Origin of the sequence: Flavobacterium anhuiense (genome assembly GCF_004151235.1) — a bacterium.
GTDB lineage: Bacteria > Bacteroidota > Bacteroidia > Flavobacteriales > Flavobacteriaceae > Flavobacterium > Flavobacterium anhuiense_A.
In genome coordinates this window covers 178927-195231 of the sequence record NZ_JUIV01000002.1, presented here as the reverse complement: position 1 = coordinate 195231, position 16305 = coordinate 178927, and the positions used below count along the sequence as shown (strand labels likewise).

General features: G+C 34.9%; 13 protein-coding genes and 2 tRNA genes. 6 read left to right on the top strand and 9 right to left on the bottom strand.

Annotation, left to right across the window (positions count from 1 at the left end; all coding sequences use genetic code 11):
- Positions 1-16: 16 nt before the first annotated feature.
- Together NU08_RS03705 and NU08_RS03700 are read left to right on the top strand one after the other, a co-directional pair.
- Entirely contained in the window at positions 17-526 is a 510-nt protein-coding gene (locus NU08_RS03705; RefSeq protein WP_129745916.1) for a DUF2480 family protein, read from the top strand.
- A 79-nt stretch (positions 527-605) separates the two neighbouring features.
- Positions 606-1556 carry a DUF3078 domain-containing protein gene (locus tag NU08_RS03700; RefSeq protein ID WP_129745915.1) on the top strand — a complete coding sequence of 317 codons (951 nt, stop codon included), beginning with the start codon at positions 606-608 and terminating at the stop codon, positions 1554-1556.
- 98 nt (positions 1557-1654) lie between these two features.
- On the opposite strand, the gene hflX is transcribed toward NU08_RS03700, so the two are convergent.
- The 7 genes from hflX to NU08_RS03665 all read right to left on the bottom strand — a co-directional run bounded on the left by hflX (position 1655) and on the right by NU08_RS03665 (position 12367).
- A complete protein-coding gene (gene hflX / locus NU08_RS03695) occupies positions 1655-2887 on the bottom strand; it encodes a GTPase HflX (protein WP_129745914.1) in 1233 nt (410 codons plus the stop codon).
- Positions 2888-3052: 165 nt separating this feature from the next.
- Complete coding sequence (locus tag NU08_RS03690) at positions 3053-3910, bottom strand: hypothetical protein (RefSeq protein ID WP_129745913.1); 858 nt, start codon at positions 3908-3910, stop codon at positions 3053-3055.
- Between the two features lie 137 nt (positions 3911-4047).
- Positions 4048-5382, bottom strand: a complete 1335-nt coding sequence (locus tag NU08_RS03685; RefSeq protein ID WP_129745912.1) for a DUF5689 domain-containing protein — start codon at positions 5380-5382, stop codon at positions 4048-4050.
- An 18-nt stretch (positions 5383-5400) separates the two neighbouring features.
- A complete protein-coding gene (locus NU08_RS03680) occupies positions 5401-8220 on the bottom strand; it encodes a TonB-dependent receptor domain-containing protein (RefSeq protein WP_129745911.1) in 2820 nt (939 codons plus the stop codon).
- 216 nt (positions 8221-8436) lie between these two features.
- Positions 8437-9657, bottom strand: a complete 1221-nt coding sequence (locus NU08_RS03675) for an MFS transporter (RefSeq protein WP_129745910.1) — start codon at positions 9655-9657, stop codon at positions 8437-8439.
- 486 nt (positions 9658-10143) lie between these two features.
- Positions 10144-11187, bottom strand: coding sequence for a Gfo/Idh/MocA family oxidoreductase (locus NU08_RS03670; protein ID WP_129745909.1), 1044 nt, complete (start codon positions 11185-11187; stop codon positions 10144-10146).
- 109 nt (positions 11188-11296) lie between these two features.
- Positions 11297-12367: an NADH:flavin oxidoreductase/NADH oxidase gene (locus NU08_RS03665; RefSeq protein WP_129745908.1), complete on the bottom strand. Its 1071-nt coding sequence runs from the start codon at positions 12365-12367 to the stop codon at positions 11297-11299.
- Between the two features lie 201 nt (positions 12368-12568).
- On the opposite strand from NU08_RS03665, the gene rseP reads away from it, so the two are divergent.
- The 3 genes from rseP (at position 12569) to NU08_RS03650 (ending at position 14182) form a co-directional block, all read left to right on the top strand.
- Complete coding sequence (rseP, locus tag NU08_RS03660; protein WP_129745907.1) at positions 12569-13912, top strand: RIP metalloprotease RseP; 1344 nt, start codon at positions 12569-12571, stop codon at positions 13910-13912.
- An 83-nt stretch (positions 13913-13995) separates the two neighbouring features.
- Positions 13996-14069: transfer RNA gene (locus NU08_RS03655), tRNA-Asn, on the top strand.
- A gap of 39 nt (positions 14070-14108) precedes the next feature.
- Positions 14109-14182 (top strand) — tRNA-Asn (locus NU08_RS03650).
- A gap of 429 nt (positions 14183-14611) precedes the next feature.
- Here the strand turns inward: NU08_RS03650 and NU08_RS03645 are convergent.
- Entirely contained in the window at positions 14612-15292 is a 681-nt protein-coding gene (locus tag NU08_RS03645; RefSeq protein ID WP_129745906.1) for a hypothetical protein, read from the bottom strand.
- Between the two features lie 118 nt (positions 15293-15410).
- A complete protein-coding gene (locus NU08_RS03640; RefSeq protein WP_129745905.1) occupies positions 15411-15689 on the bottom strand; it encodes a hypothetical protein in 279 nt (92 codons plus the stop codon).
- Between the two features lie 176 nt (positions 15690-15865).
- Between NU08_RS03640 and NU08_RS03635 the strand changes: the two genes are divergently transcribed.
- The gene (locus NU08_RS03635) at positions 15866-16264 is read left to right on the top strand and encodes a helix-turn-helix domain-containing protein (RefSeq protein WP_129745904.1); all 399 of its coding nucleotides are present in this window, start codon (positions 15866-15868) and stop codon (positions 16262-16264) included.
- Positions 16265-16305: the final 41 nt, after the last annotated feature.

The following is a 16305-nucleotide window of genomic DNA, read 5'->3' as shown; positions in this document are numbered from 1 at the left end:
ACTTTCAGACTAAAAAATGGAAGAAATCATCAATAAAGTTGCCAATAGTGCTTTAGAAGTTTTTGATCTTGAGGATTATTACCCAAAAGGAATGCGTGTGCAAATTGACATTTCGCAATGGCTTTTGGAAGGATTTTTATTAAAGGAAAAAGACTTTAGAGAACATCTTAAAAATCACGATTGGTCCCAATATCAAGATCAATATGTTGCTGTACATTGCAGTACAGATGCGATTATTCCGGCTTGGGCATTAATTTTAGTTGGTGTTCATCTGGCTCCTTTTGCTAAAAAAGTAGTAAACGGAACTATAGAAGATCTTGACGCAAGCCTTTATGAAGAACTTTTAAGCAAAATAGATTATTCTGCCTACAAAGGCAAACCGGTCATTGTAAAAGGCTGTTCTAAAAAGCCGGTTCCAATGCGAGCTTATATTTTGGCCACAAATTATTTACAGCCATTTGCCCGCAGTATTATGTACGGCGAAGCTTGTTCTGCAGTGCCTTTATACAAAGAATCTAAGAAATAACCTGCATTAAAACTACAACATCCCTTAACTTTCCATTGGTTTTTAGTATATTTGATTATACACTTCTAAACTAAAGACTATGAGAAAGCTAACCGCATTACTTTTCATTTTAGTAAATTTCACATTTGTACAAGCTCAAAATACCGAAAAAGAACTAGCACAAAACACCGAAAAAGCCGTTAAAAAAATCAATGACACAATTGAAAAAGACGGCTGGAAAGCAAAAGGAACGGTATCTCTTTTATTAAACCAATCCAGTTTCAACAATTGGATTGCTGGAGGAGAAGATAGTTTTTCTGGAACGCTAGGAATCAATTACGACTTCAATTACAAAAAGGACGATTTAACTTGGGATAATAAAGTTCTTGCATCGTATGGTTTACTTCAAACCAAAAATGCTGATTTTGAGAAGAAAACAGACGATCGATTCGAATTCAATTCTATAGTCGGAAAAAGAGCATTTGGAGAATGGTATTACTCTTATTTCTTAAACTTCAGAACACAATTTACAACGGGTTATATTTATGGACAAGACGCAAACGGAAAAGAAATTAGAACCGAAAACACCAAATTCATGTCTCCAGGTTATCTAACTACTGGTCCTGGTATTTATTGGTCTAAAGATGAAAATCTTAAAATAAATTTTGCGCCACTAACTTCAAAATTCACATTTGTAGACAAAGCGTATACTACAGCTATCGATCCAGCAACAGGCTTGCCTTATCCTGATGGATATTATTTTGGTGTCGATGCCAATAAAAGTATGCGTTACGAACTTGGATTCTATGCTTCTGTCTACTACAAATTGGCCGTTATGACTAACGTGACCGCAGAAAACTCTCTAAATCTATATTCAAATTATTTAGAAGATCCGCAAAATGTCGATATTAATTATTCTTTAAACATTATCATGAAAGTCAATAAATTTCTATCGGCAAACTTTTCTTTCCAAGCAATCTATGACGACAATGCCTTTCAAGGCTTTCAGACAAGAGAAGTATTTGGTTTAGGAATTAATTTTGGTTTTTAATTATTCAAAACTAAATCATAAGGTGTCAAATTCGACACTTCTAAAATCAATTTTATTATAAAAAAACGGCTTTTGATTTCTCAAAAGCCGTTTCTATTTTATTCTTCTTCATCTTTTTCAACTGCATCCTTATAATCTGGATATAAGAAATTGTTGTAGGGAAAACGCGTAATATGAATCTGACGAACCGCTTCATAAACCGTTTCTCTAAATTCTTCGAAATTCTCTTTGTTTCTGGCAGAAATAAACAACGCTTTATCCTGCCCTACATTACTCATCCAAGTTTGTTTCCACTCGTCAAGTGTCCAGTGTTTTCTGGTTCTTTCTGTAATCAAATCATCTTCATCGATCGTAAGATGTTTGTAAGCATCGATTTTATTAAAAACCATAATAGTTGGTTTGTCGTTGCTTTTGATCTCTTGTAAAGTCTTATTTACAGATTCGATATGATCTTCAAAATCAGGATGCGAGATATCTACGACATGCAACAATAAATCGGCTTCACGAACTTCATCTAAGGTACTTTTAAAAGAGTCAACCAATTGTGTTGGCAGTTTTCGAATAAATCCAACTGTATCAGAAAGTAAGAAAGGAAGATTTTTAATAACCACCTTTCTAACGGTTGTATCTAAAGTTGCAAACAATTTATTCTCAACAAAAACATCGCTTTTACCAATTGCATTCATCAAAGTCGATTTTCCAACATTGGTATATCCAACCAAAGCTACACGAACCATTGCACCGCGATTGCTTCGCTGAATGCTCATTTGTTTGTCGATCGTTTTGATTTTCTCTTTCAATAACGAAATTCTGTCACGAACAATACGTCTATCGGTTTCAATCTCTGTTTCTCCAGGTCCACGCATACCAATTCCCCCTTTTTGACGTTCAAGGTGTGTCCATAAACCAGAAAGTCTCGGAAGCAAATACTGACATTGTGCCAATTCTACCTGCGTTCTAGCATAGGAAGTTTCGGCTCTCTGCGCAAAAATGTCTAGAATTAAGTTTGTTCTGTCTAGAATTTTACAGTCAATAATTCTTGAGATGTTTTTCTGCTGTGACGGCGTTAACTCATCATCAAAAATTACAGTCGATATTTTGTTTTCTTTTACAAAAAGATTGATGTCATCAATTTTCCCCGTACCCACAAAAGTTTTCGGATTAGGGCGTTCCATTTTTTGCGAAAAGCGTTTAATAACTTCACCTCCAGCGGTAAAAGTCAAAAACTCCAATTCGTCTAAATATTCATTTAGTTTTTCTTCACTTTGATTTTGAGTTACAATACCAACAATTACTGTTCGCTCAAAATTTATAACTTCTTTTTCTAACATAGTCTTGAATAAGGTGCAAATTTAATCATTTGTCAGCTACAATCAATTATACAATTTTGTTTTTACATTTATATTAGCAGAATAAACTGCAAAAAAAAATGGAACCCGTCAAGATAAACTCAACAAGGTTCCACTTACTCAATAAATGGTCTAAGTTTAAAACGTTTATTCGTAAATAAAAGTTTTTTCCGTTTTCACAATTCCGTTTTCTTCTATCTGAGAGCAAGAAATCGGATAGTTTAATTTATTGTATTTGTATTTTCTACTCACCGCAACTAAAGCTGTTGATGACGGGCTGAAATTCATCTCATTATTATAAGAAATAGATTCAAACTCAAATTCTTCTTCATGATACGAAATCATCGGAACGATTACTTTGTAATTGTCTCCAAAAAGACTTTGAACGATTAACTGATCAACCGATTTTTTATCATCGTAAGTATAAGATTTAGAGATTTTATCTCCAACCAATCCTTTATGTCTCGACACATTATCATTCACATAAACATATTCCAGCTTTCCAATAATTGCTTTGTTTCTATCACGTGAAGTACGTCTTACAATAATTCCGTTTTCTACGAGATATTCAATATCGTCTACCAGATTTTGGTGATTGGTGCTCTTTTTTGTGGTTACTTTTATTCTTGCTCCTTCATAAACAAATGAAACCACTTTAGTAATATAATTAGGTCCTTCCTGATATTTTTTTACAAATTTGGTAATGTTGTTATCGGCATCGTAAGTATAATTGATCACTTCTTTCCAGTCGCTTCCTACTTTATCTTTTACCGTCATGTCTAACAAACCATTTTTGTTGTAATAAAAATGCTGTACAACATCTGAAGTGGTTATGGTTTGAAGTTTACCATCCTTAAAAACCATTGTTTTGTTAACAATTTCGCCGTCTTTAGAGTTTTGGTAATTTGTTTTTACAATGTTGATCTGCTTTAGCTTAACGTTGTCTTGACTGTGCATCAAGAAAGGAAACACCATCCATAAGATGGCAATAAAGTAGGTTCTCATATTTGTTTTTGTATTGATTTGGGACGACCAAAATACAAAATTCAATTAGATTTTAACAATTTGAAATACAAAAACTACAAACTTTTCAATAATACTCTAAAATTCAGCCTATTAATTTTCTTTTTAAAAATTACCGCTTATTTTTCACCAAATATCTTAATATCATCAACCATAAAAGCACCATTTAATGTTTTGTCTTTTCCGGATCCGATGTACTTAAAGGCAATATTTATGTTTCCAGAATAAGCCGAAAGATCGATTCCTCCAGAACTGATAAACTCACGCGCAGGAGTTGAAAGTGTTGGAACTTTTGCTTCCAGTTTTGTCCATTTTGCTTTGGTCACGCTTGCGCCATCAAAATTAGTAGAGACATAAACTTCTAGTGTATTTAACGGAGAATCGACTTTTAAATCGTGTTGCGCGCTTCTAAAAGAAAGCACAGCATTTTTATATCCTGTTAGATTTATTTTAGGCGAAACAAGCCAAGCTATATTCTCAGCTGCAGTTGTGCTTGTAGTGTTAAACTCTGCGTAGCCATTTCCAGAATATACCATACTCTTCCAGAGTTTTGTGGCTTTTTCTACAATATTACTCCAGCCTGGAAGCGCAAAATTGACATTGTTTTTAACCGACTGAAAATCCTCTGAAAAAAATGGAGTATTTCTTTTTCCGTTCATCACAATATCGCTTTCATATCGAACCATAAATTGATAGTCAGTGCCGAACTTGGTTAGAATTCCCTTTACTTTTCCACTTCCTTCTGGAACATCGTGATCTGCAAATTTTGCATAACTGCTGGTTCTAAAAATAACTTGATTTCCTGTTTTATCTCTCAAATACCAGTTTGTTGAACCTCCAACATTATTAGATTCTTCAAAGTAATGACGTCCTAATGCTGCTTCGGTAAATTCCACATCTTTTAATTCGATTAATGTATTTAGTTTAGAATCTGAAAGAGCTTCTTCTACAGAAAGTGATTTAACCAACTGGTTCTCGTCTATATTTGTGCACGAAGCGTTTAATACATTTTTATATTCGTTTTGAGAAATTCTTCCAATTGTGGGGTCACCGGCATTACTCACATACAAACTTCCAATTCTTAAACCGCCATAATACAAATCTGTAAATTGATTTTTCAGTTTTACAAACACTTTATTCCCTACGCGATAATCAATATAGGTATTTGTTGCATCAATAGGAACACTAAAACCAATTGCTGGCGCTTTTTCAGTTTGTTTTGTCTGCAATGAAATAGTCTTAAAAAAATTGCCACCTTCGTCACTCGAAACTACGTAAGCTTCTATAATGTCGTCATACAAATATTGTTTCGCTGTAGTACCCGAAAGCTCATAGACTTTTTCTACGCTTTTATTTACAGTAAAATTTGGCTGCGTGCAAGCTAATTCTGGGGTTTCGACTTCTTTACTGCAACTAATTAGAGATAGTGCAAAAAGTAAAATTAGTTTTTTCATGAGAAATAAATTTTCAGTTTATAAACCGATTGTAAGATTTAGAAAATAAGTTCGTCCATAACCATAATAATATCTTGGGCCAAAAGATGGCGTTCCGCTTGAAACATCTTGATTCAATGCTCTAAAATTGGCATTTCTTGCCTGTTCAAAACCACCGGTTTTATACATTAAATCCAAGACATTATTTACGCTGGCAAAAAGTCCCACATATTTTTTATGAATACGCCAAGATTTTCCTCCGTTAAAATTCAGCAACATGACAGGTTGAAATTTTTCTTGTTTTAGCAATTCATTCCCTCTTTCGGAAGTTGCCTCAGGAAAAGGAAAACCATTTGCCGGATTGATGTAAAATTGAGATGTTCTAGAAATTGGCGAAACATCTATATAACTCTCTGCCAAATAATTGATATTGCTACCAATCCACCAAAACTTCGGATCGCGATATTCTAGTCCAAATGAATACGCCTGCTGTGGAGTTCCCGGCTGTTTATAATTTTTTAAATAAGCGGGTCCAAAATCAAAAGTAGTTTTCGTTCCTTCTTTTGCTCTATTGGCATCGTTTACAATCATAACATTTGGATTGCTGCTATAGACGTAATTTCCAAATGCTGCCGATAAAGTTGTTTTTAATGTTGGCCAAATTTGATATTCAAAGCTTAATTCTGCTCCCGTATTTTTCTTATCCAAATTGGTTAAAGTCTGACTGACAAATGCATTTGTAGGATCATAACCCGCGCCATTATCGAAAATTCCTTCGGCATAGAAATAAGAAGTTTTCGAAGTATTTTTAATTGTGGTATAATATGCTGTTAACCGCAATTTGAATTTTGCTGAACGATATACATAATTAGCCTCAGCACTACTGATATTTTCGCTTTCAATTCCATCCACAACATTATTATTCAATCGTGAATTCGAAAAAGTATTTCGCAGTGAAGGCGCTCTTGTAAAATGTGCGGCATTAAAAAACAACAATTGTTTTCCTGAAATTTTATAAGTGAAACCGCCTTTAAAACCGAAATTCTCAAAATTCACTTTCTCACTTTTTCCCAATGAATTTGTCGGATACAACCCATTTTGATACAATCCTTCTCTTTGATAATCTGACATGGAATAGGATTGAGCCAAGAAGAATTCTGTTTTATTATAACTAAATTTAAACTGCGCAAAAACATCTAAAGTATTAGCCAATAAATTGTAATTGTATCCGTAAATATCTCCAACTCCAACTTGACGATTTGGATGCAACAAATCTGATTGCGAAAGATTTCCTTTGTAAAAAGTGTCGATATCTTCAAAATACGCTCCGCCAAGAAGGTCTAATAAATACTGAAAATTATGTGATTTTAATTTCTTAAAAGTAAATCCGCCATCAAAAGAAATATTAGGGGTTATCTGTGTATTCAGATTTGAATTTACCGCAAAAGTTCGATCATCTGTTCTGTCTTCATACAGCACATAATGGCTCTGCGCAGGCACATAGCCATTTTGTCCTATTTTTTGATTGGCAAAATACATTTCGTCCCAATTGATCTGCGAATTGGCTAAAAATGCTATTTTGTTTTTTTCTGCATTTTCATAGTCTGGAGTAAATTCACCCGAAAACTCTCCTTGATCTTTAGCATAAAGCGAACTAAAATAACTTGGCATTTTCCTATAATAAACAGGGTCGGGACTATCAGCATTTTGGTAATCGATATTGCTGTTTCCAACCTTTCCGAATTGATACATAATAGCAGAATTCAGATTGGTTTTATCATCAATTTTAAAATAATGATTCAGCATAAAGAGTGGCTCTTCTACATTTTTTGTTTTTGCATTTCTCTTTTCTCCGTTCTGAAATCCCCAATACGAATTGTATTTTTCGCCCATTAAATCGGTGACTTCACTAGTGTTCGCTGAGTTTTTTCCTCGTGAATTTGGCGTATAAAACCCTGTAAAATTGATTGAATTTCTCTTATTTAATTTCTTTTCAACACTAAGAAAAAAAGAATCCGCATCGAAATTTGTGCCTTCAAAATAACCTTCGTCAGCCCAGCGTTTTCCAGCTGAAACCACAAAAGCCCATCCAGAAGCATTCATTCCTGACGCATAAGTTCCGTTTGCTCGCCATAAATAAGTAGTATTGCTTCCTGAAAACGTGAGCGACGCTCCTTTTCTATACAAAGAAGCGCGTGTAAAAATCTGCTGTGTGCCTAAAACTCCTCCAAAAGTGTAATTGGAAGCTGCTGTTCCAACTGAAAATTCCTGATTTCTAAGTACATTGTTTAAACCTCCCCAATTGCTCCATTGCGGTCTTCCATCGTAGATTTTGTTCATTGCCATTCCGTTGAGCATCGTGATTGCATTTTCGCTGTCTAAACCACGCATACGAAATCTAGCTTGTCCCCAATTGAATGCTGCTGCCTGCATAAAAGCATCTCTTGACGATTGCAAAAGTCCAGATGTCATTTCAGACGAACTATTATCTTCTGAGAAATCGCTATCTGATAAAGTGATTAATGCAGCAGGAACCTCATCTGAATAAGCGTCCTCTAATTGCAATGTTCCAAGATTGATATTCTGTCCAGCGTTGGACTTCACTTTCAAAAGAAAATCTTTGTATCCCTGACTTCTAAGCAAAAGCAGTTGCTCTTTTTTGGGAAATATATGAAGTTCAAATTTTCCCGATTTTGAAGTAAGCTGCATCACAGCCGTATTTTGTATTGTCACCACTACATTTTCTAGCGGATTCTGCGTTCGGGCATCGATAACAATTCCTGTAACCGTTATTTCCTGCTGTGCAAAAGCAAAATTGAAGAACAAAAAAATAAAGAAGAATGCGTAATTTTTTACCATTAAAACCTATTATTAACTTTTAAATATTCTTAGGATTGATAATCCTTAATTCAAAAGATAAAATTGGTTTTTGGAAAAAGAGAATCTTAAACCTTTAACGTCTAAGTTAGAAATTCAAAAGTAAACAAATTATTTAATTATAAGTAAATTCTTTCAAGTTTATTTTGATTTATTGAAAGAATATTTAAATAATGGCAATTTTACAAAGGTGATTTATTATGCCTCTGTTCTAATTTTAGAAACCATAAAAGCGATCAGCACTCCAAAAATTCCGATAAAAGCAAAAGAAAACTGCAATCCGAAACTTTGTGCAATGTGCCCAATTACAGGCGGCCCCATTAAGAAACCAAGGAAACTTACGCTAGAAACAATCGTTAAAGCTTCGCCCGCTGGAACAGTCGGGTTTTTACCTGCAATACTATAAACTGTAGGAACAATTGTAGCAACACCTAAACCTACAAACATAAAAGCAATGGTACACGGAATGATATAAGGAAGAAAAACAGCCGTAAAAAGTCCAGCCGAAATCATAACACCGCTAATCTGCATGACACGCTCGCGACCAAATTTATTGATTAATCCGTCGCCTAAGAATCTTCCGCTCGCCATCATAATCATAAAAGATGTATAACCTAAAACCACCAATGGTCCAGGCGCTTTTACAATATCTTTAAAGTAAACTCCGCTCCAGTCAAACATAACACCTTCACTCGCCATACTGCAGAATCCGATAACGCCTAGCCAAAGCAAAGCCGTATCTGGTTTTACAAATAGTTTTTTGCCTTCTTCTTTGGGTTTCTTTTTTTCTTTGGCTCTAACCAAAAATTTAAAGTTAAAAGCTACCATCAATAAAACGATTCCAGCTACAATTATAAAATGATGCAGCGGACTCAATTTTAAAGCCAGCATTCCTAAACCTACCAAAGCACCTGTAAATCCTGCAAAACTCCACATTCCGTGAAACGAAGACATAATTGTTTTTTTAAATAAAACTTCGGTATAAACGCCTTGCGTATTTACAGCAATATTGGCAAGATTTCCGAACACACCAAACAAAAATAACCCTAATGACAATTGTAACGATGTTGTCGCCAAACCTAAATTAATAAGACACAAAACATACATTATCAAGGAGAAAATCAGAATGCGATGACTTCCAAATTTGGTAACCATTTTACCCGAAAAAGGCATAATAATCAATTGTCCTACCGGAAGCGCAAAAAGTATAGAACCCAAATCGCCTTCTGTTAAATGCAAAGCCGTTTTGATATCTGGAATTCTACTGGCCCATGTCGCAAAACTTAAACCCATTCCGAAATAAAACATTCCGACAGCAAAACGAATGCGATTTAAATAGGAAGCTTTGGCTTCTCTAAATACTTTCTTGATTTTTGCTTTGGTCTGAAAAAGCGATAATGGATTAATGTTTATCAGCATATTGAATTTTTATTGGAATGTTGTCAAAAATACTAAAAACGCTCGTCAAAGTGCATAAAGCCTAAGGTTATACACAATATACAACGTTATTGTTTATAAATTCAAAGGTTTTGATTTGAATTTAGCCTATTAAAATTACAATTTTTCGGGTTTAGTAGAATCATAATTTGTTTCATTTTTTTATATATACAAAAAAGGGGATTCTCAATTTTTGAGATATCCCCGTTCTATTTACATTTCGTTGTTCCGTAGGAACATTTCATCGGTAGAAAAAAAAATATCGTTGTCGATGTTTTTACGTTCCACAGGAACGTTTGATACATTCGGTTATTAAAAAATGGCATCAAAATCAAACGTTCCTACGGAACGTAAATGCCTCCGAATATTATTTTTTTCTACCAACGAGACATTCCTACGGAATGTATTATTGTATACCTATTCCCTTTTGCTGGGCATCGCTACCGATCAGGCATTCCTACGGAATGATTATGATATGCCTATTACCTTTTGTTGTGCATTACTCGCAATTGCAGCTTCTATAACCTGCATTACTTTAACGCCTTCATCTGCGGTAACGGGTTCTTTTTTATCGTTTGCAATCGAATCATAAACCCCATCAAAGAAACTGAAATAATTGCCTTGAAGCGTCGGGATTTTTTCTCGCACAATTTTACCGTCAATTTCGGTGTGCAAAAGTCCCTGCAAACTTTCGTCTTCAGTTCCCCAAGATTCTAAGTTTGGCTTTTTTCCAACTTTCAAATCGTCTTCCTGCATATCTCCACGAGGTTTTAAAAATGAACCTTTTTTTCCGTGAAGTGTGTAGGCTGGATTGGCTTCTCTCACAAAAAAACCTGCTTTTAAACGGACTCTAAAATTAGAATAAAACAAAGTCAAATCGATCCAATCGTCTACAACAGAATTTTCTCTCGTTACGCGAATGTCTCCAAAAACAGCTTTCGGACAACCGAACAAACTTATAGCCTGATCAATAATATGCGGACCTAAATCTTTTAAAACACCAGCTCCGTCATTGGCAGTTTCTTTATGTGCTTTTGGGCTTAACAATGGATTATAACGGTCAAAATGAAATTCGGCTTCAACTAAATCTCCTAAAACGCCGCCGTCGATTACTTTTTTTACGGTCTTAAAATCGCTGTCCCATCTTCTATTCTGGAAAACAGCCAATTTTAAACCTTTTTCTTTTGCAATTTTTGCCAATTCTTTTGCTTCTGCAGCCGTTGTTGTAAAAGCTTTTTCTACAACAGCATGTTTTCCTGCCAAAAGCACTTTTTTGGCATATTCGTAATGCGTTCCAACTGGCGTATTTACAATTACCAAATCGACATCATCGCTTAATAATTCGTCTAGCGAAGCGTAGCTTTTTACGTATGGATAATCTCCCTGAATTAATTTTTTACTTCTTTCCCAAGAACCTAATAATTCAAATCCTTCGTGAATATCTAAAAACGGAGCATGGAAAACTTTCCCCGACATTCCGTATGATAATAGTGCTGTTTTTATCTTCTGCATTGGTATAGTTTTTTTGTTTGCCACGAATTGCACGAATTAACACAAATCGCGGTACGCATAAAATTTTTAATTCGTGGAAATTCGTGCAATTCGTGGCTAATAAAAATATTTAAAGTTTAGCTCTTTCGTATTGTTTTGGCCATTGAATATCGTCGTTTAATGTTGCGGCAAAATCTAAAGGCAAGTTCGGATTTCTTAAAGATTCTCTGGCGAATAAAATCAAATCGGCTTGGTTTTTATTTAAGATTTCTTCGGCTTGTTTGGCTTCTGTAATTAATCCGACTGCTCCTGTTGCAATTCCTGCTTCTGCTTTCATTTTTTCTGCAAAAGGGACTTGATAGCCTGGCCCTAATGTTATTTTCTGATGCGAAACCAATCCGCCTGATGAAACATCGATTAAATCTACTCCTTTTTCTTTTAATATCTTAGAAAGCTGTACAGATTCTTCTGGATTCCAACCGTTTTCTGCCCAATCTGTTGCCGAAATTCTAACAAACAATGGCAAATCTGAAGGCCATTCTGATTGGACTGCTTCTACAATTTCTAATGCAAAACGGATTCTATTTTCGAAACTTCCTCCATATTCGTCTGTTCTCACGTTTGTAAGAGGAGATAAAAATTGATGCAGTAAATAACCATGAGCCGCATGAATTTCTACAACCTCATATCCTGCTTCAACCACTCTTTTTGTCGCGGTTTTAAAATCGGAGATTACTTTCTGAATTCCGTTTTTATCTAAAGCTTCTGGAAGAAACGGTTCGTTTTCATGATACGGAATCGCGCTTGGCGCAACAGTCTGCCATCCGCCTTGAGCGAAATCTAATTTTTTGTTTCCCAACCACGGAGCCGAAACACTTGCTTTTCTTCCTGCGTGCGCTAACTGGATTCCGGGAATCGAATTCTGCGAAACTATAAAGGAGTTGATTTGTTTTAGTTTTTCGATATGTTCATCCTTCCAAATTCCTAGATCGGCAGGAGAAATTCTGGCTTCAGGAGAAACCGCTGTGGCTTCTTGAATAATAAGTCCGGCACCTCCGCTGGCACGGCTTCCTAAATGAACCAAATGCCAATCGTTTGCAAAGCCGTCAATTGCAGAGTACTGGCACATTGGCGAAATCGCAATTCTATTTTTTAAGGTGATATTTTTTATGGTAAAGGGAGAAAATAATTTCGTTGCCATATACTTGTAACTTTTAATGATTTTATACTACCAATTGAGTAAGGCAGTGTTCGAAAAGTAAAGTTACGGCATCTTGTTAAAACGAGAAATCGAAATGTTTATTAATTAACAAACATTTAAAATCTTAAACACTATCTTGCATACTTATATTAAAATAGAAAACGCTACTTTTGTGCGTTAAATACGAATTAAAAACAACAAATGGATATAGTTATCAAACTGTCTCAATTTCTATTGAGTTTATCTTTACTTATTATTCTTCATGAATTAGGGCATTTTATCCCTGCTAAATTGTTTAAAACTAGAGTCGAAAAATTTTATTTGTTTTTTGATGTTAAATATTCACTTTTCAAAAAGAAAATCGGAGAAACAGAATACGGTATCGGATGGCTGCCACTGGGTGGTTATGTGAAAATTTCTGGAATGATTGACGAAAGTATGGACAAAGAGCAAATGGCTCTGCCTCCTCAGCCTTGGGAATTTCGTACTAAACCAGCTTGGCAGCGTTTAATTATCATGCTTGGCGGTGTTACTGTAAACTTTATCTTGGCTTTTATTATCTATATCGGAATGGCGTTTGCTTACGGAGATACTTATATTGCAAATGCTGACTTAAAAGATGGTGTTACAATTGAAAATCCTGCTATGCTTAAAGCTGGTTTTAAAACGGGCGATAAAATTATTTCTATTGATGGAAAAGCTGTTGAGAATTTTGACAGCGACATGAATATGAATGTGATTATGGCTAAACATATCTTGATCGAAAGAGACGGAAAACAGCAAACTATTACAATGCCAACAGATTTTGTGGATCAGCTTTCTAAAACTGAAAAAGGAATGCTTATCGACATCCGTAGACCTTTTGCAATTGGAAAAGTTGGAGAAGAATCGCCAAACCAAAATTTAAAAGCAAAAGACTTGATTCTTTCTCTTAACGGACAAAAAGTTAAATATTTTGATGAAGCAAAGGCTGTTTTATTAGCTAATAAAGGAAAATCAATTTCTGCAGTTGTTTTACGTGATTTAAAAGAAATACCTCTTACTGTGAAAGTTTCTCCAGAAGGAACTTTAGGTGTTTTTGCTGGTGGTTTGGATATGAAATCATTGGAGAAATTAGGATACTATAAAATAAGCACTAAAGAATATGGTTTCTTCGAATCTATTCCAGTTGGTCTTCAAAAAGGAAAAGATCAATTAGTAGGTTACGGAAAACAATTGAAAATGATTTTTAATCCAGAAACTAAAGCTTACAAACAAGTGGGTGGTTTTGCGGCTATTTACAACATTTTCCCTAGTTCTTGGAGCTGGGAAGTTTTCTGGTCAATCACGGCTTTATTGTCAATTATGCTTGGAGTTATGAATTTATTGCCAATTCCGGCTCTTGATGGTGGACATGTGATGTTTTTATTATATGAAATTGTAAGCGGCAAAAAACCGAGCGATAAATTCCTAGAGAATGCGCAAATGGTTGGTTTTGTTTTACTTATTTCACTGCTACTATTTGCTAATGGTAACGACATTTACAAAGCCATTGTAGGCAAGTAAAAAAAAGTCAAAAAAAGAGTAAAAATGTTTTTGAGAAACTAAAAATAGTTTTATATTTGCACTCGCTAAAAAGAGCAACACTTTCCTCCTTAGCTCAGTTGGTTAGAGCATCTGACTGTTAATCAGAGGGTCCTTGGTTCGAGCCCAAGAGGGGGAGCAACTTTTTTTAGCAAGCATATTAACCTTTTAAGGTGATTCCTCCTTAGCTCAGTTGGTTAGAGCATCTGACTGTTAATCAGAGGGTCCTTGGTTCGAGCCCAAGAGGGGGAGCTTAAAAAAAGACGATCAAATTTGATCGTCTTTTTTTTTGTTCAAATTCCAAAGTTTTAAAATTCCAAATTCCAATATTTAGAGTTGCTTATTTAACCGCAAAGTGCGCAAGGTCTTTACGCAAAGTGCGCTAAGATTTACGCAGAGGTCGCTAAGAGTTTTTTTTTCGAGACTTAATAGGAATCTATAAAAGAGATCGCAAAGGGTGCCAATCTTTGTCGATATGCGAGTGTGATCCTTCGTTCCTCAGGATGACAAACTGCAGGTAAAATAAAAAAAGCTCGCAGAGCTTTATCTTCATAAAGCTTTGCGAACTTAATCTTTAGATTTATCTCAAAATAACCTTAGCGAACTTTGCGTAAAATCTTAGCGTTTTCTGCGGTTAAAAAACTTTGCGAACTTTGCGGTTAAAAAAACACAAAGAAAACCCTATTTCATACTCAAAGTTTCGCTCTTAAACCTTTTCATCAAAGTATTTGCTTTTTCATCTTCATTTATTGCTTTTAAGGACTGGGCGTATCTGTAATAATATATAACATCCAAATCTTTGGCTTGGTCAAATAATTGGGTGTAATAGCCCGCTGCTGCGGTTAGATTGCCTTCAAAATAAAAACGGTCGGCTACTTTTTTTAGCATATCGATAGATTTGTAACCTTTATCAATAACTCTTTCGTAAGTATCCACCATATTTACGGTTACATATTTTGTATTTGTAGCGGCTGGAGGTGTAACTTCTACCTTAACAGGCGTTACCGAAGCATTCGCACTTGCAACAAGCGTTTTTGTCTCTATTGTATTTGGAGCAACTTTAGGTTTTCTTTTTACGTAATTCGGAATTACGGTTCTAGTATTGTTAGGACCAAGATCGTAAGTATCGACCATGTCCAATTTTGAAACTTGGTAAGTAATAATTCTACCTCCAAAAAGTTTATTTATTCTTTCCTCAACATAATACGATTGTATAACCATATCATCTGTAGGGAGACTGTCCGTCAATAATGTCGTTTTTCCTGGTGCCGAAGAAGCAGAGGCACTGTTTGTGCTCTGAGCAAAACAGCCGAGAGAAAATACGAACGCAAGTGTACATAAAACTGCTTCATACTTTTTCATGATTTTTGAATAAAATTAATGCTCCTATTAAAAAACTCACATTAAAGATACTGATTTTCTTTTAGTTAGCTTTTATTCTGACCATGAATTACTTAGAAAGCCGATAAAGTACTTCTTTTTACGCCTTTATCATTTTAACGCAGGCTTTTTGCACTTCTTCGTCTGAAAATGGTTCTAATGCTTTTGCCAACATTTTACTGGTTCTAATGCAGCTTAGCATTTTAATTCGTAAGGAGCGGCTGTCTCCTGATTCTGTTTCTAGAAGATGCTCAAAAATCTCGGTTAAGTATTCTGGATGATTTTTATATTCTCCGTCGAAACCAATATCTGATACCAATCTCGCTATCGATTCTATTATTTGGTTCTCATTGGCATTGCTTTCGTTTTCTGTTTTCATGGCATTTATTTTATGATTTTGGTTACGAATAATTATTGTACGAAAAATTGTATTTTTACATCAGCGAAATAAATAATCTAAAACATCCAAACAAAACATTAGATTTGGTAATTCACCACAAAAGATAGTCTTTTACCAATATCTTAATTTTTAAGGATTTTTAATATCTTTGAAGTATGAGCACAGCCACAAAACCAAAACATATCGGAAGAAACATAAGCCGCATTCGTGAGCTTAGAGGAATGAAACAAGAAGCACTTGCCATTGCTATTGGCATGAGCCAACAGACGATTTCTAATATTGAAGGAAGCGAAACCGTTGACGATGAAAAACTAAACGTCATTGCAACAGCTTTAGGAGTTTCTGTTGATTCAATAAAAAGCTTCTCAGATGAAGGCGTCGTTAATTATTTCAATAATGTATATGACAACGATATCACTGATAGCATTTTTAATGCAAATGCAATAGAATGCACTTTCAACCCAATTGATAAAATTGTGGAACTTTATGAGCGTTTGGTTCAGGCTGAAAAGGATAAAGTAGAGTATTTGGAGAGGTTGATGAAAGGGAAATAATCTAAAAAAACAGTTCGAAATTTACATTATATAAATCTTTC